Annotated in this window: 11 protein-coding genes; 4 read left to right on the top strand and 7 right to left on the bottom strand. The window is 73.5% G+C overall.

The features are described from left to right. Positions 1-298: 298 nt before the first annotated feature. Complete coding sequence (gene purL / locus JOD48_RS03080; protein ID WP_191791958.1) at positions 299-2,671, bottom strand: phosphoribosylformylglycinamidine synthase subunit PurL; 2,373 nt, start codon at positions 2,669-2,671, stop codon at positions 299-301. 208 nt (positions 2,672-2,879) lie between these two features. On the opposite strand from purL, the gene JOD48_RS20050 reads away from it, so the two are divergent. Continuing rightward, a complete protein-coding gene (locus JOD48_RS20050) occupies positions 2,880-3,884 on the top strand; it encodes a DUF2599 domain-containing protein (protein ID WP_204807293.1) in 1,005 nt (334 codons plus the stop codon). A gap of 108 nt (positions 3,885-3,992) precedes the next feature. Here JOD48_RS20050 and JOD48_RS03070 read toward each other — a convergent pair whose 3' ends face one another. From JOD48_RS03070 to JOD48_RS03060, 3 genes are all read right to left on the bottom strand, one after another. After that, positions 3,993-4,721 (bottom strand): GNAT family N-acetyltransferase, encoded by a 729-nt coding sequence (locus JOD48_RS03070; protein ID WP_204807291.1) that lies wholly within the window; start codon positions 4,719-4,721, stop codon positions 3,993-3,995. Positions 4,722-5,138: 417 nt separating this feature from the next. Further along, complete coding sequence (locus tag JOD48_RS03065) at positions 5,139-7,319, bottom strand: acyl-CoA dehydrogenase family protein (protein ID WP_191791961.1); 2,181 nt, start codon at positions 7,317-7,319, stop codon at positions 5,139-5,141. A gap of 38 nt (positions 7,320-7,357) precedes the next feature. Then, entirely contained in the window at positions 7,358-8,086 is a 729-nt protein-coding gene (locus tag JOD48_RS03060) for a TetR/AcrR family transcriptional regulator (protein WP_307823942.1), read from the bottom strand. Positions 8,087-8,366: 280 nt separating this feature from the next. Here JOD48_RS03060 and JOD48_RS03055 point away from each other — a divergent pair, with 280 nt between their 5' ends. The 3 genes from JOD48_RS03055 to JOD48_RS03045 are packed head-to-tail and all read left to right on the top strand — an operon-like array spanning position 8,367 to position 12,192. After that, complete coding sequence (locus JOD48_RS03055) at positions 8,367-9,854, top strand: acetyl-CoA C-acetyltransferase (RefSeq protein ID WP_204807289.1); 1,488 nt, start codon at positions 8,367-8,369, stop codon at positions 9,852-9,854. Between the two features lie 11 nt (positions 9,855-9,865). After that, on the top strand, positions 9,866-11,218 hold the full coding sequence (locus JOD48_RS03050; protein ID WP_204807287.1) for a 3-oxoacyl-ACP reductase: 1,353 nt from the start codon (positions 9,866-9,868) through the stop codon (positions 11,216-11,218). After that, positions 11,215-12,192, top strand: a complete 978-nt coding sequence (locus tag JOD48_RS03045) for a MaoC/PaaZ C-terminal domain-containing protein (protein ID WP_204807284.1) — start codon at positions 11,215-11,217, stop codon at positions 12,190-12,192. Before JOD48_RS03050 ends, JOD48_RS03045 begins: the two co-directional genes overlap by 4 nt. An 85-nt stretch (positions 12,193-12,277) precedes the next feature. Here JOD48_RS03045 and JOD48_RS03040 read toward each other — a convergent pair whose 3' ends face one another. The 3 genes from JOD48_RS03040 to JOD48_RS03030 form a co-directional block, all read right to left on the bottom strand. Further along, on the bottom strand, positions 12,278-14,458 hold the full coding sequence (locus JOD48_RS03040) for a CocE/NonD family hydrolase (RefSeq protein ID WP_204807282.1): 2,181 nt from the start codon (positions 14,456-14,458) through the stop codon (positions 12,278-12,280). A gap of 86 nt (positions 14,459-14,544) precedes the next feature. After that, positions 14,545-16,038 (bottom strand): peptide MFS transporter, encoded by a 1,494-nt coding sequence (locus JOD48_RS03035; protein ID WP_239527318.1) that lies wholly within the window; start codon positions 16,036-16,038, stop codon positions 14,545-14,547. Positions 16,039-16,142: 104 nt separating this feature from the next. After that, positions 16,143-16,763, bottom strand: a complete 621-nt coding sequence (locus JOD48_RS03030) for a GNAT family N-acetyltransferase (RefSeq protein WP_191791967.1) — start codon at positions 16,761-16,763, stop codon at positions 16,143-16,145. Between the last annotated feature and the right edge of the window lie 91 nt (positions 16,764-16,854).

The raw sequence follows: 16,854 nt of genomic DNA, 5'->3' as shown, positions 1-16,854 counted from the left end.
GACGGGCAGACCCGGTGCAGCGCGCGGAGGGATTCTGTGAACGCGGCCGCGTTGCCCTGGGGCGGGCGTCGTCGACCTCCGAGATGCTGCCCGTTGTCGGCCAGGCAACCCCGGAACCGACGACGAGCCCGATCTCGGCGAGCCGCCGCACCGGGTGGGGCCTCACGACGACCGCGAGATGCGGCCAACTGGGGTCCGGGACGGTTCCAGACCCCGGCTGGCCGCATCTCGCGAACGCCGACGGGGCGGGGCGCCCGAGGAAGACCTCGCGCGCCCCGCCCCGTCGGCGGCCTGACGACTAGCCGAAGATCCCCGGCAGCGTCGCGCGGAACACCTGGTCGGCCTCGCTCAGCGGGATCGTGAAGATGCCCTCGATCTCGAGCGACTCCCCGGTCTCGCTGACCTCGGCGGGCTCGGTGCCGGTCTCGCCGATCTTGAGGACGGGCACGCCGCGCGCGACGCACGCGTCGACCAGCTTGGTCTCCTCGCCGCGCGGCACGGCGACGAGCGCACGGGCCGTCGACTCGGAGAACAGGGCCTCGAACGGGGTCACGCCGTCGCGCGCGGCGAGGGCGTCGATCGAGACCTTGGCGCCGGTCCCGAAGCGCAGCGACGCCTCGAGGAGGCCCTGGACCAGGCCGCCCTCGGAGAGGTCGTGCGCGGCGGAGACCAGGTCGTCGCGGCTCGCGTTGACGAGCACCCCGGCCAGTGCGCGCTCGGCCGCGAGGTCGACCTGCGGGGGCACGCCACCGAGGTGCTGGTGGACGACGTCGGCCCAGGCGGAGCCGTCGAGCTCGGGACGGGTCGTGCCGAGGAGGTAGATCGCTTCCCCGGCCTCGCGCCAGCCGGACCCGGTGGCGTGCGCGACGTCGTCGAGCACGCCGAGGACGCCGACGACGGGCGTCGGGTGGATCGAGGAGTCGATCTGCCCGGGCTCGCCCGTGCCGTTGTAGAGCGAGACGTTGCCGCCCGTGACGGGGACGCCGAGGGTCTGGCACGCGTCGGCCAGGCCTTCGATGGCCTCGACGAGCTGCCACATGGAGTCGGGGTCCTCGGGGGAGCCGAAGTTGAGGCAGTCGGTGATGGCGAGCGGGCGGGCGCCGGTCGTGGCGACGTTGCGGTACGCCTCGGCGAGCGCGAGCTGGGCGCCCGTGCGCGGGTCGAGCTTGGCGTAGCGGCCGTTGGCGTCGGTCGCGAGGGCGACCCCGAGGCCCGTGGTCTCGTCGACGCGGATCACGCCGCCGTCGTCGGGCTGGGCGAGGGCCGTGTTGCCCTGGACGAAGCGGTCGTACTGGTTGGTGACCCACTCCTTCGACGCGAGGTTGGGCGAGCCGAGCAGGCGCAGCGCGGTCGCGCGGAGCTCGTCGGCGGTCTCGGGACGTGCCAGCGCGGCAGCAACCACGGTGTCCGCGTTGAGGCCGTCCATCCACGTGGGGCGCGCGTAGGGGCGGTGGTAGGTGGGGCCCTCGTGCGCCACGGACTTGGGGTCCACGTCCACGATGCGCTCGCCCTGGTGGTCGATCGTGAGGCGACCGGTGCCGGTGACCTCGCCGATGACGGACGTCTCGACGTCCCACTTGCTCGTGATGGCGAGGAACTCGTCGAGCTTGTCGGGAGCGACGACCGCCATCATGCGCTCCTGCGACTCCGACATGAGGATCTCGCCCGCGTTGAGCGACGGGTCGCGCAGCAGGACCGAGTCGAGCTCGACGTGCATGCCGCCGTCACCGTTGGAGGCGAGCTCCGAGGTGGCGCACGAGATGCCGGCCGCACCGAGGTCCTGGATGCCCTCGACGACGCGTGCCGCGTAGAGCTCGAGGCAGCACTCGATGAGGACCTTCTCCATGAAGGGGTCGCCCACCTGGACCGAGGGGCGCTTGGCGGGGACGCCGTCCTCGAACGTCTCGGACGCGAGGATCGAGGCGCCACCGATGCCGTCGCCGCCCGTGCGCGCACCGAACAGGACGACCTTGTTGCCGACGCCCGAGGCGTTGGCGAGGTGGATGTCCTCGTGGCGCAGCACGCCGATGCACAGCGCGTTGACGAGCGGGTTGCCCTGGTACGACGAGTCGAACACGAGCTCGCCGCCGATGTTCGGCAGGCCGAGGGAGTTGCCGTAGCCGCCGACGCCCGACACGACGCCGTGCACGACGCGCGCGGTGTCCGGGTGGTCGACCGCGCCGAAGCGCAGCTGGTCCATGACAGCCACGGGGCGTGCACCCATCGAGATGATGTCGCGGACGATCCCGCCGACGCCCGTCGCGGCGCCCTGGTAGGGCTCGACGAAGCTCGGGTGGTTGTGGGACTCGACCTTGAACGTCACGGCCCAGCCGTCACCGATGTCGACGACGCCCGCGTTCTCGCCGATGCCGACGAGGAGGTGCTTCTTCATCTCGTCGGTCGTCTTCTTGCCGAACGTGCTCAGGTGCACCTTGGACGACTTGTACGAGCAGTGCTCCGACCACATGACGGAGTACATCGCGAGCTCGGCGGCCGTGGGGCGCCGCCCGAGGATGTCGCGGATGCGCTGGTACTCGTCCGGCTTGAGGCCGAGCTCCGCGAAGGGCTGCGCCTCGTCGGGGGTGGCGGCTGCGCGCTCGACCGTGTCGAGGTGCGGCCGGTGCTCGGAGGTCGCTGCGGCGGGCGTCGGGGCGTTGCTGGGGGCGGTCATCGAATCCCTCGGGGTGGCGTGCCAGCCGGCGCGTTTCGACGAGCGAGTCATCGAGGAGGCGACCGGCACGGGGCTGCACAGGTGCGGCCAGTTTACCGGCGGTCGGGAGCGGTGGGGTCGGGCGTCCAGGAACGCGTGCGGCGGACGGTTCCCGGGCACGTGGGCGGCGGGGTGCGGCCCCCTCGGCGAGCGGCGATAGCCTCGCACGGTGACTCCCGTCGTTCGCCGCCGCCCCCGCTCCACCCTCACCGTGGTGGGCGTCGTCGTGGCCGCCCTGCTGGCGGGATGTTCCCCGCCCGACGGCGCCGCTCCCGTCCCGCCCACGTCCGCGGCTTCCGAGGGGGCCGCGTCGGGGGAACCCTCGACGGCACCGTCACCTGAGCGGGCGACCGTGACGCAGGCCCTCTCGGCCGACGGGATCGAGCTCGTGCTGACGGTGCCGCTCGGGGCGGCCGACGACGCCAGCGCCGGAGGCGAGGTCGTCACGGTCACCCCGGACGAGGACGGGTCGAGCCGCGTCGCGTTCGTGCTGCCCGCCGCCGAGGCGGCGAACGTCGCCTCGGCGGGGAGCACCCCGACCGGCCCCACCGACGGCACCGACGGCACCGACGGCACCGACGGCACCGACGCAGTGCGCACCGCGGTGCCCGCGACGCTCGACCTCGTCTCCCCCGCCGACGGCTCACTGGTGCGCAACAGCGACGGCAGCATCACGGTCCACGACGCCGCGGGCACCCCGGTCGGCGGCCTGTCGGCGCCGGAGGTGACGGAGGCGCCCGGACCTGCGGGCCGTGCAGGAGTCGTGGTCGCGGCGCCGACCCGCGCGGAGGTGCACGTGAAGGCCCGGGGGGCGGCGCCGTCGGGCACCGGGAGCGCGACGGGCGACGCTGCCGGTCCGGGGAACGGCTGGACCGTGACCACGTGGCTCGGCGCGCAGGGCGTGCGCAGCGCGACCTGGGGGAACCGCGAGGGCGGACGCTCGCTCGCGGTCGACCCGACGCCGTGGGCGCGGCAGTCGGGCATCGTGGGCGAGGCGACCGCCTGGGCGCAGCTCGTCGCGAGCGAGCCCGAGGCCGCCTCGACGACCATGCGCGACCAGTTCGACTGCCACGCCCTGGGCGCGACCGACAAGAAGACGTGGAACCTGGAGCCGTGGCGCCCGGACGTCGGGTTCCTGGCGACGGCCGCTGCCCGCTGCAACCCCACGCCCTAGCCCCGGCGGACCCCGCCCCCTCTCGGTGCCGAACATGCGGTTGGCGTCGAGAATCGGCCGGATCCGGACGCCAACCGCATGCTCGACCGACAGCAACCGCATGGTCGCTCAGTCGAGGCCCAGCATCTCCCTGACCGGTCCGACGCCGTGGAGCGTGACCTCGGGCCGCAGCGCCTCCGGGCGCGCGTCCCAGTCCTCGCGGTCGAGGCGGTACCGGACGTCGGCAGCCGCCTTGCCCTCGCGGGCGAGCGTCGCGATGCCGTTGGGCCGGTAGCCGAGCTTGCGCGTGACGCCGTTCGAGGGGCCGTTGTCCTCCCAGGCGGACGTCGTGGCCGTCCGGGCGTCGAACCCCGCGAAGAGGAGCTCGAGGATCATGAGCCGCGCGAGCGTGCCGACGCCGGCCCCCTGGTGCCGACGCCCCAGCCACGAGCCCGACTCCGCGGTACGTGTCACGACGAAGTCCGACGCCGTGAGGGCCTGCACGCCCAGCACCTCGCCGTCGCGGACCACGGCCAGCTCGATCGCCCAGGACGCGGGCGCGATCCGCGACGCTGCGCCCCACTGGTAGGCCAGGATGCTGCGGCCGACCTCGACCGCCGAACCGCGCGACCACGGGAACATGAAGGGCATGAACCCCTCGTCGTGGATGCCCTCACCGCCGACCACGGCGAGCCGGTACAGGAGGTCCTCGTCGAGGTGACGCAGCTCGAGGTCCCCCGAGACGACGCGCAGGCCGGACGGAGGCCAGAGCTCGGTGCGCGTCGGGCGTGCGGGGGTCGAGCCTGCCGACGCGGGGGCGTCGGGGACGGGTGCGTCGGGGACGGGGTCGGGTGCCATCGGTGCAGCCTGGCGAAGTCCGCGAGGTGCGTCAACAGCAATGCCGGGGACTCGCCGTCGGGCCGACGACGGACGACGCGCCGGGACCGCGACGGTCCGAGCGACCGGCCCCACGGACCCACGGACCCACGGACCCACGGACCCACGGACGCACGACGGGACCCGCCGGCCCGACCTGACGGCTGGTGGTCGTCAGGTCGGGCGGGCGGGTCCCGGGTTCCCTCGGTGGCGGTACCGCTCCGCCGTCGGTCCGAGGTCGTTCGTACGCCCGCAGCCGGGCCGAACATGCGGTTGTCGTTGCTCGACCATGCGGTTGTCGTTGCTCGACCATGCGGTTGTCGTCCGGAATCACCGCGATTCCGACGCCAACCGCATGCTCGGCGCCGAGACGGCACCGCGGACGGCGCCGAGACGGCGTCAGCGCCTGGCGACCTTCGACCCGCCGCGGGCCGCCTTCGCCGCTGCCTTCTCGCGCGCCTTGATCGACTTCTCGCTCACGGGCTCGTCGCCGCTCGCGCGCAGCTGCCGGTAGTACTCGCGGGCCTCGTCCTGACGGACCTGCTCGGCCCCCGACGCGATCTTGGCGCGCAGGTGCTCGGGGCCGTAGCCCCAGGCGTCGACGAGGTCCTGGGCGTGCGGGCGCAGGCGGGCGACGAGGCGGTCGACGTACCCGCTGACGGTGCGCGCACGCTGCGCCGACAGGCGCCCGTTGATGAGGTACCACGCGAGGTTGCGCTCGATGGTCGTGAGCCCGAACAGGTCGCGCACCCACGTGAGGACCTGGCGCGTGCCCGCGTCCTCGATCGTGTCGAGGGCCTGCGTGAAGGCCTCCCAGTGCAGCAGGTCGGCGTGCGCTCTCGCCATCTCGATGAGCTCGTGCTGGTGCTCGTTGAAGAGCTCGGCGGCCTTCTCGGGCGTGGCCTTCTGGGCCGGGCGCAGGGCCGCGGCGACGTCGGCGACCATGGTCTCGACCCGGTCGGTCAGCAGGTCGCGCTGGTTGCCGACGTCCTTGAGGTGCCCGACGGCGCGGCGCGGGTCGCCCACGTCCGCGATGGTCTGCGCGGCGCGCTTGAGCGGCGTGCGGTGCAGTGCGGCGTCGGCCGCCTGCTCGACGACGAACCGGGCCATCTGCCCCGGGGAGATGTCCTTGAACTCCTTGCCGTAGTCGGCCAGGAGCCGCTTCGCGACGAGCTGGAGCAGGACCGTGTTGTCCCCCTCGAACGTGACGTAGACGTCCAGGTCGGCGCGCAGGCTCGTGAGCCGGTTCTCGGTGAGGAACCCGGCGCCGCCACAGGCCTCGCGCGCCTCCTGGAGCGTGTCGAGCGCGAACCACGTGCTCATCGGCTTGAGGGAGGCCGCCATGGTCTCGAGGTCCTCGCGCGACTCGGGGGTGTCGTTCTCCCCCGAGAACACGGTGTCGAACAGGTCGAGCAGGCGGTCGTGCGCGAAGTGCATCGCGTAGGTCTGCGCGATGCGCGGGAGGAGACGGCGCTGGTGGGTGCCGTAGTCGAGGAGGACGACCTCGTCGACGGCCGACGCACCGTTGAACTGGCGGCGCTGGTTGCCGTAGGTCACCGCGGTCGCGAGCCCCAGCTTCGACGCGGTGATCGCGGCCCCGTCGAGCGAGACGCGCCCCTGGACGAGCGAGCCGAGCATCGTGAAGAAGCGGCGCCCGGGGCTGTCGATGGGCGAGGTGTACGTGCCGTCCTCGGCGACCTGGCCGTAGCGGGCCAGGAGGTTCTCGCGCGGGACGCGGACGTGCGTGAAGTGCAGGCGCCCGTTGTCGATCCCGTTGAGCCCGCCCTTGAGCCCGTCGTCCTCCCCGCCGACGCCGGGCAGAAAAGCACCGGCCCCTCCGTCAGCAGCGGTCTCCCGGATGGGCGCGTAGAACGCGTGGACGCCGTGGTTGACGCCGTTCGTCACGAGCTGCGCGAAGATGACCGCCGCGGTCCCGTTGACGGCCGCGTTGCCGAGGTAGTCCTTCCACGCCCCGCGGAACGGGGTGTGGACGACGAACTCCTGCGTCGCGACGTCGTACGTCGCGGTCGTCGCGATGGAGGCGACGTCCGAGCCGTGACCCGTCTCGGTCATGGCGAACGCGCCGGGGACGGAGGCGTCCATCGCCCCCGGCAGCAGGCGGTCCTGCTGCTCGGGCGTGCCGAGGTGCAGGATCGCCGACGCGAACAGACCCCACTGGACGCCCGCCTTGATCTGGAGCGAGGGGTCGGCGGCGACGAGCTCCTCGAACCCGGCCAGGTTGCCGCCCGCGTCGTCCTGCCCGCCGAGCCGCGTGGGGAACCCGCGGTGCACCTGCCCGATCTCGACGAGCTGCTTGACCTGGTCCATGACGCGCTCGCGGTGCTCGGTGAGCGAGAGCCCCTCGATGCGGTGGAAGCGCTCCTCGCCGGCGGTCGCGCGAGCCTTGGCCCGCAGGTCCGCCCAACGGCCCAGGAGCTGGTGGGAGAGGTCGGCCACGTCGATGCGGACCTCGCCCGCAGGCATCGAGGGTGTGACGCCCGCGGCGGGGATCGACGTGGAGGCGGCTGCGCCGTCGCCGCGGGTGTCGCGGGCGGTGGTGCGGTCTGAGGTGGTGGTCATCGGGACTCCTGTGTGCCGGTGGTAGCCATGAGAGAGGTTCAGAGGTCGTCGGTCGAGGGGGTGGCGGTGTCGTCCGCAGCCGGTGCCGCGCCCCGACCGCGGGCCATGACCCCGACGGGCCCGCCCCACAGCCAGGCGGCGACGCGCTCGGTGAGCTCGTCGCGGTCGGGGGCGTCGGGCCCGTCGTGGTTCCCGAGCCACCACTCGCCGGCCCCGCGCACGAACCCGACGGCGCCCGCGGCCCACGCGGCGGCGTCGGCGGGGCTCACGTCTGTCGCCCGCGTGAAGGGCTGGGCGACGAGCTGGGTCACGGAGTCGAGGAACGCCGCGAGGGGCGCGGAGGCGGTGCGGGCCGTGCCGTCGGTCCCTGCGATCGCGCCCGTGCGGGTCACGAAGTAGTAGACGTTGGGCGAGCTCGCGATCATCTCGAGGTAGACGCCGACCATGGCGCGCAGCGCGCGGCGCGGGGTCTCGGCGGACTCCGCAGCCTGGGTCAGGGCGTCGTGCATCTGCCCCACGACCGAGGCGCCGATCGCGATCTGCAGCCCCGTCTTGTCCTCGAAGTAGCGGTAGATGATCGACTTGGACGTGCCCGAGGCCGCCGCGATCTCGTCCATGGAGACCCCGGGACCGCCCTTGTGGACGGCCTTGCGGGCCGCGTGCACGAGCTCGGCGCGACGGATCGCTCGGTGGTCGTCCCAGCGGGTCGAGCGGCCGTCGGTCACGGGGGCGGGGGGCGGGGTGCGTCCGGGGTCGCGAGAGAGCACGGCAGTGCGGGGTCTCCCGGCTCGTCCGTTCGTGTCGCCGTTGATCACGCAGTCCTCCAGTGGTGCCCGACGTCGGTGTCGTCCCTGGTCGTCCGTCCGGCGGTCCGCGAGTGGCCGGCCGGGCGGCGCCCCTCGAGGCGGGTGCCGCCGGGGCGCAGGGAGCGAGGGGTGTGACCCACCTCACGGTACCGAGAGTATCAGGTACTGTGGGTCTTGGACACCGCGTGGATCGCGCCCGCGGTCCCCACCCTCAGCAACGACGCGAGAGAGAGCAGGCGAAGTGGCCACCCCGAAGACACCCCAGACCACCACCCCCGGAACCGACGAGCGGCCGGACGCGCAGCACGTCGAGCAGCCCGGGCGCACTCCCGCCCTCCGCGACGCCTACGTCCTGGGCGGCAACCGCATCCCGTTCGCCCGCGCGGGCGGCAAGTACACGGGAGCCGGCAACCAGGACATGTTCACGGCCGCCCTCGAAGGCCTCGTCGCGCGCTACGGGCTCCAGGGCGAGCGGCTGGGCGAGGTCGTCGGCGGTGCCGTGCTCAAGCACTCGCGCGACTTCAACCTGGTCCGGGAGTCCGTCCTCGGCTCCTCGCTCTCGCCGCAGACCCCCGCGTTCGACCTCCAGCAGGCGTGCGCGACGGGCCTCGAGGCCGTCGTGACCGTGTCCAACAAGATCCGCCTCGGCCAGATCGAGTCGGGGGTCGCGGGCGGCTCGGACACCGTGTCCGACGCGCCCATCGCCGTGAGCGAGGGGCTGCGCAAGGCGCTCCTCAAGGCCAGCCACGCCAAGACCCTGGGCGCTCGCCTCAAGGCCTTCGCCGCCGTGCGCCCGGGCGACCTGGCGCCGTCGACGCCCAGCACGGGCGAGCCCCGGACGGGCCTGTCGATGGGCGAGCACCAGGCGATCACGACCGCAGCCTGGGGCATCAGCCGCGAGGCGCAGGACGAGGTCGCCCTGAACAGCCACCTGAACCTCGCCGCCGCCTGGAAGGCAGGGTTCTTCGACGACCTCGTGACCCCGTTCCGCGGCCTGACGCAGGACCAGAACATGCGCGCCGACTCGTCCGCCGAGAAGCTCGCGTCGCTCAAGCCGGTCTTCGGCAAGCACCTCACGCCGAGCGCACCCACGCACGGGGCGGCGGCCGGAGGGTCCGCTGGCGCGGCGGCGGCAGGCCCCGCCCTGCCTACCATGACCGCCGGCAACTCGACCCCTCTGACCGACGGCGCCTCGGTCGTCCTGCTCGGGTCGCGCGAGTGGGCGGCCGACCACGACCTGCCCGTCCTCGCCCGCGTGGTCGACGCCGAGTCCGCTGCGGTCGACTTCGTGCACGGCCACGAGGGGCTGCTCATGGCCCCCGCGCACGCGGTCCCCCGCCTGCTCGCCCGCAACGGCCTGGCGCTTCAGGACTTCGACTTCTACGAGATCCACGAGGCCTTCGCCTCGACCGTCCTGACCACGCTGGCCGCATGGGAGGACGACGACTACTGCCGCACCGAGCTCGGGCTCGACGGTGCGTTCGGCTCGATCGACAGGTCTCGTCTCAACGTCCACGGGTCGTCGCTCGCCGCAGGTCACCCGTTCGCCGCGACCGGCGGGCGCATCGTCGCGACGGCCGCGAAGCTCGTGGCCGACAAGGCGCGCGAGACGGGCCGCCCGGCCCGCGCGCTCATCTCGATCTGCGCGGCCGGTGGCCTGGGCCTCGCCGCGATCCTCGAGAGCGCCGCGAGCCCGGCCGCCACGCCCGCACAGAGCACCGAGAGCTGAGGGAGCCCACCATGACCGACAAGTACCTGTCCGCCGTCAACTCGGGCTTCACCAAGACCCTCGCCAAGAAGCTCGGCCTGCCCCGGCCCGCGGTCCTGCGCCGCTACCGCCCGGGCGACCCGCTCGTGCCCGGCCCGGTGCTCGTGATCGGCGAGCCCGGCTCGGCCAAGGACACGAACGCCGTCGCGCAGGCCCTGCTCGGGTGGGACCTCGACGTCCGGCAGAACGCCGGCGACGGGGAGACCCGCTGGGGGGCGGTCGTCGTCGTCCTGACGGGCGCCACCAGCCCCGCTGACTTCTCGGCTCCCGTGCTCGAGCTCGGCGCGAACCTGCGCCGCCTCGCGCCGAGCGGGCGCGTCGTGACCGTCTCGCGCGCACCGGCCGACGACGACACTCCCCTGCTCGCGGCGACCCGCCAGGGCGTCGACGGGTTCCTGCGCTCGCTCGCCAAGGAGCTGCGCGCGGGCGCAACGGCCAACGGCATCCAGCTCACGGACGGCGCCGCACCGGACTCGGGGTCGGCCCTGGCCACGCTGCGGTTCTTCCTGTCGGGCAGCTCGGCGTTCGTCGACGGGCAGCTCCTGCACGTGGGCCCGGCCGCGACCGAGAGCACCCCCGACTGGGACCGCCCCCTCGCGGGCCGCGTCGCGGTCGTGACGGGCGCCGCCCGCGGGATCGGCGCAGCCATCGCCCGCACGCTCGCACGCGACGGCGCGACGGTCGTCGTGGTCGACGTCCCCGCCGCGGGCGAGTCCCTCGCGAAGGTCGCCAACGAGATCAAGGGCACTGCCCTGCAGCTCGACGTGACGGCCGAGGACGCGGGAGCCCGCATCCTCGAGCACGCCCGGACCCGCCACGGCGGACTGCACATCCTGGTCCACAACGCCGGGATCCTGCGCGACAAGCTGCTCGCCAACATGTCCCCCGACAAGTGGGACGCCGTCATCGCGGTCAACCTGCTCTCGCAGCTGCGGATCAACGAGTACCTGCTGGGCGCGAACGGCTTCTCGGAGGCGCCGCACATCGTCTCGCTCGCCTCGACGAGCGGCATCGCGGGCAACCGGGGCCAGACGAACTACGGCGCCTCCAAGGCCGGGGTCATCGGGCACACGCGCGCGACCGCGCGCCTCCTGGCCCCGCTCGGCGGCTCGGCCAACGCCGTCGCGCCCGGGTTCATCGAGACCGACATGACCGCCTCGATCCCGCTCGTCCAGCGCGAGATGGCCCGCCGCGTGTCCTCGCTCCAGCAGGGCGGCCTGCCGATCGACGTCGCCGAGGCCGTCGCGTTCCTCGCGTCCCCGGCCGCGGCGGGCGTCAACGGCCAGGTGCTGCGCGTGTGCGGCCAGAGCCTGGTGGGCGCGTGACGGCCGCCGCGCAGGAGGCCCCCGAGCGCCGCAACCCGCGTCTCGTCACGCTGCCCACGCTGCCGGGGCTCGGCGGCCTGTATGCGAGGGGCGTGGCGTCGTCGGGCCGGATCGCCGTGACCCGCTCCCCCGTGGGGCGCGTCCTTCCCGGGCCGCGCGACGTCGTCCTGCCGGACGTCGTCTACCGCGTCGCCGACGTCCCGACCGCGGACGTGACCGAGCACCTGACCGCGTACCAGCGGCTGGTCGGCGAGCGTGTCGACGACACCCTGCCCGCGGGCTACCTGCACGTGCTCGCGTTCCCGCTCGCGACCGCCCTCATGGTCCGCGGCGACTTCCCGCTGCCGCTGCTGGGCCTGGTGCACGTGTCGAACGCGGTGTCGCTGCATCAGCCCGTGCGGGTCGGCGACGTGCTCGAGGTGCGCGCGACCGCCGAGAACCTGCGCGCGCACCGGCGCGGGGTCCAGGTGGACCTCGTGACCGAGGTGAGCACGGGCGGCGAGCTCGCGTACCGCGGCGTCTCGACGTACCTGGCCAAGGGGTTCGGTCTGCCGTCGGAGGAGGAGGCGCCCTCTCAGCGGACCGAGGAGGCGCCCCGCGAGGACTTCGTGCCACCGCTCCCGACCGCACGCTGGGAGCTCGGCAGCGGGACCGGGCGCGCGTACGGCGCGATCTCCGGCGACCGCAACCCCATCCACACCTCGGCCCTGGGCGCCAAGGCGTTCGGCTTCCCGCGGACCATCGCGCACGGCATGTACACGGCGGCCCGCGCGCTGGCCGAGGTCGGCGCCGCTCGCGGCGACGCCTACGACTGGACGGTCGAGTTCGAGAAGCCGGTCCTGCTTCCGGGCACGGTCCAGGTCGCCATCACCCGAACACCCGACGACGCCGCTCACCCGGGCATCTTCACGTACGCAGGCTGGAACGGCCGGAGCGGCAAGCGCCACTTCAGCGGGACGGTCACGCCCCGCTGAACGCTGTTCCTGCCGCTCGCCGAGAAGTGAGCAGACGCCCCTGATCGGGTCAGATCAGGGGCGTCTGCTCACTTCTCGGCGGAGCTCACCCCGCAGTGCGGCGGATGCTGCGCCGCCACCTGCGCTCGAACACCACGTCCTCGCCGTCGCGCGCCACGACCTCGTCGTCGGTGTGGAAGAACTCGGCGTCGCACGAGATCTCCGAGCGCGTCACGACGCTCGCGTCCCACGCGAGGTCGGACGGTGTGGCCCCTGGCCTGCGCAGCCGCACGCTCCAGTCGGAACGCGTGCGTGCGCTCAGCGGGTCGCGCCCGATCCAGTAGCGCTCGAGCGCGTCCTCGGTGAACTCGAGGCCGTCCGGGTAGACGCGCGTCCCGCCGTACCGCGGGTCGACCTCCAGGAGCCATTCGTCCGCCGCGACGTCGCGCACGACGCGTCGCTCGGGTCGTTGGTCCGCGTCCTGCGGGTAGACGACACCGAGCGGGGGCGCCTGCTCGGGCTCCTCGAAGGTGACGACGGGGTGCCCGCCGGGGGCTGCGCCGTCGTGCACCGGGAGCTCGAGAGAGCTGCCCGCGGGCGCGACCGCGAGCGCCGCACCGCCCGGCTGCGGCCACACCCACGGCCAGTACGCCGACGAGACCGCGAGCCGGAGCCGGTGCCCGGGGGCGAGGGCGTACCCCACGCCGCTGAGCTCGAACGTCACGTCGTGCGTCGTGCCGGGTTCCCAGGGGACCACGCGGTCGCGCCCCTCGCGGGCCGACAGGTTGAGCACGCCACGGGTCACGAGCGTCGACGAGCCGTCGGGGCCCACGTCGCACAGCCGCGCCACGACCTGCCCCTTGTCGCCCGCGGACGACAGGCGCAGGCGGACCCGTGCACGGCCCAGGATCTCGAGCCGCTGGGTGAGCGGGGCCGAGTCGAAGCACACCGACCGCCCGTCCTCCTCGCGTTGGTCGGGCGGCAGGTCCGCGTCGTTGCCGAACGGGAAGAAGCGCCCCGCGTCGATCCCGGTGTGCTGCGGAGAGGCCACGAGGCACGACGGCGGCACGTCCGCCGGGGCCGTCGGCCCGCCGCTCGCAGGTCCCCGGTGGGCGGGAAGCTGCGTGACGAGCGGGGCGGTCGTGCGGAGCACGGGGGCACCCGCGTCGTCGTCGGTGTCGGTGTCGTCCGTTCCACCGGGCGCTCCCGCGAGCGGGAGCACCGTGGGCCGGACGTGCGGGGACGGCCACTGCGCCTCCCCGACCCAGCGGCCGGGCAGCTCGTCGTAGACCGTGGCGGGCGGCACGGACTCGGTGACCCACGCGCGCAGCGCCGGTTCGTCGAGCGCGCCCGTGTCCTCGTCCTTGAGGAACTGGTCCCACCAGCGCAGGGTCTCCTGGAGGAACCCGATCGAGGGGCCGGGCGGCAGCCCGCGGTCGGGGTACTGGTGCGACCAGGGGCCGACGATCCCCCGGACCGGGCCGCCCAGGGCGCGGTCGCCCTCGGCCGCCTGGTCCCCCGCGGCGACGAGCCGCAGGACCGTGTCGCGGTAGGGGTCGTTCCACCCGCCGACCGCGAGCACCGCGGCTGTGATCGCCGAGTAGTCCTCGACGACGCTGCCGTGGCGCCAGTAGTCGTCGCGCGTCTGGTGGTCGAGCCAGGTGTGGACGAACGGCTCGGTGTGCTCGAGGCGGTCGAGCCACTGCTCCTTCCATCGTTCGCCCACGACGGCCGGGTCCGGGGGCCGGGAGCAGAACGCGAGCATGGTCGCGGCCCACGCGTGCATGTCGACCGCGAGGACGGACCCGCCCGTGTAGTGCACGTCGTTGTCGTACCGGTCGTCGGTCGAGCACACCGTGACGATCGCCGCGAGCGCCTCGGGCGCGAGGGCCGCGACCTGCAGGGCGTTGAACCCTCCCCACGAGATGCCGAACATCCCGACCTTGCCGCTGCACCACTCCTGCGCGGCGAGCCACTCGACGACCGCGACGCCGTCGGCGAGCTCGGTCGGGGAGTACTCGTCGTCCTGGTGGCCGTCCGAGTTCCCGCTGCCGCGGATGTCGACGCGCACCGACGCGTACCCGTGGCCCGCGTAGTACGGGTGGCGCTGCGCGTCGCGCGGGGCGGTCCAGTCGGACAGCCGGTACGGCAGGTACTCCAGGATCGCGGGGACGGGCGTGGGGTCGACCGGTCGCCAGACACGCGCGGCGAGGCGTGTCCCGTCGGCGAGGGGTATCCAGTGGTCCTCGACCGTGGTCTCGAACGGGAGCTCGGTCACGTACCGCATGGTCATTCCTCCGGTGCTGGGTCGTTCGGGTGGTGCAGTCGTTCGGGTGGTGCAGTCGTTCGGGTGGTGCCGGTGGCGCGCACCGGTCAGTGGACGGGGTGCATGGTCCGCTTCATCCAGGGCGAGAGGACCAGGACGACGACCGCGACGAGCACCGCGACCGCGCCGTTGAGCGTGAAGTACAGGCCGTCGGGGATCTCGCCGTAGAACCGGACGGTCTGCGCCTGGATACCGTTCGCGAGCGCGATCGACAGGAACCACACGGCCATCGACTGGCTCGAGAACGCCGCGGGGGCGAGCTTGGTCGTCGCGGACAGGCCCGTCGTCTGGAGCAGCACGTCCCCGAGGCCGAGCAGCAGGAGCGAGGCCAGGAGCCACCACACGGCGATCTTCCAGTCGCCGCTCTGCCCCGTCACGGCGGGCACGAGGACCAGGTAGGACAGCCCGCCGAGCAGCGCGCCGATCGCGATCTTCTTGGACGCGTGCGGCTGTCGGGGCCCGAGCCAGGTCCACAGCGCCGCGACCACGGGCGCGACGAGCACCTCGACGCCGCCCAGGAACGAGCTGAACCAGGCCGCGGGAGCCTCCCACCCGAAGATCGTGCGCTCGACGTGCTGGTCGGCCAGCAGGATCAGGACGCTGTACGCCTGGAAGAGCACGAAGTTGAACGCGACCGACGCGAACCACAGCACGAGGAACGGCCGCAGGCGGCCGCGCTCCTCCCCCGTCACGCGGGGGCTGCGGAACATGACGGTGAAGTAGACGATCGGGGCGGCCATGGCGACCACGGTCAGCGCGTCGACGACGCCCGCGATGCTGAGCCGCCCCACGAGCGCGAGCCCGACGGCGAGGATCACCACCCCTGCCGCGGCGCCTCCCAGGATCCACAGGGTCCGGCGCATCACGGCCGGTGGCAGTGGCGCCTCGGGGCCGCGCCCGTGCCCGGGGACGTGCTTGCGACCGACGACGTACTGCACCACTCCTGCGGTCATACCGATCGCGGCGGCCGAGAACCCCCAGTGCCAGCCGACGTCGGCACCGAGCCACCCCGTCACGAGGGGCCCGAAGAACGCCCCGACGTTGATGCCCATGTAGTAGAGCGCGAACCCGGCGTCCCGGCGTTCGTCGGTGGTCGAGTAGAGCTTGCCCACGAGGGTCGACACGTTGGGCTTGAGCAGGCCCGTGCCCAGGCTGATGAGGACCAGCCCGAGCCACGTCGAGAGCTCGGCGGGGATCGCCATGGTGTAGTGCCCGCACGCGATGAGGATGCCGCCCCACAGGACCGCGCGGTACGAGCCCAGGACCCGGTCCGCGATCCACCCGCCCCCGACCGAGACCAGGTAGACCATCGTCCCGTAGCCCGCCGCGATCGATGCGGCCGGCCCCGCCGCCATCCCGAGCCCGTCGTCCGCGACGGTCGCCGTGAAGAACAGGACGAGGATCGCCTGCATCCCGAGGAAGGAGAACCGCTCCCAGACCTCGAGACCGAACAGGGTCGACAGGCCCCGCGGGTGCCCGAAGAAGGCCCGGTCGTCCGGGTCGACCGCTGGTCCTGCCGGTCGTGCGCCCTCGATCGTCAACAGCCCTCCAGCGATCGGTCGGCCCGTCGCAGGTCCGCGCAGGCATCCTTCCAACCTAAGGAGGATCGGGGAAAGAGGCCACAGGGGCGGCTCGCGTCAGCCCGTCACCTCGACCGCTGCCCCGGCGGCAGGCGATGCACGCGGTCCAGCAACCCGTCCCGCACGGCCGGCCACTCGTCCGCGAGGATCGAGAAGTAGGCTGTGTCGCCGCGCGACCCGTCGGGCGCGACACGGTGGCTGCGCAGCACCCCCTCGGGGATCGCGCCGAGCCGCTGGATCGCCGCGATCGACCGCGCGTTGCGAGCGTCGGCCCGCAGCGCGACGCGCTCGACGTCGAGCACCTCGAACGCGTGCTGCAGCAGCAGGTACTTGCACGCCGGGTTGGTCACCCCGCCCCACCAGGGCCGGTCGTAGAAGGTCGAGCCGAGCTCGACGCGGCCCTGCGAGGGCGACCACTCGTAGAGCGAGGTGCTGCCGCGGACGGACGTGACGCCGTCGGGCCCGGAACCCGGAGCCACCGGCCCGACGACGGCCCACGCCAGGCGCCCCGGCGCCGCCACCGCCTCGCGCACGTAGGCGGACATGGCGGGCGTACCGCGCGGCGTGGGCGACGACATCCCGGCCCACAGGGCGTCGTCGACGAACGCGCCGAGCGCGGGCGCGTGCTGCTCGGCGAGCGGTTCGAGGCGCAGCCCGAACCCTTCCAGGACGACGTCGTTCTCCATGCGGGCATCCTGCCCGACCACTTGTGAAGGTCTCGTGGACCGCCCGTCCTCCGAGATGCGAGTCCCCGGCAGCCCTGCCTACGGTCGTCAG

Origin of the sequence: Oerskovia paurometabola (assembly GCF_016907365.1) — a bacterium.
GTDB lineage: Bacteria > Actinomycetota > Actinomycetes > Actinomycetales > Cellulomonadaceae > Oerskovia > Oerskovia paurometabola.
This window is presented reverse-complemented; position numbering and strand designations above follow the sequence as displayed.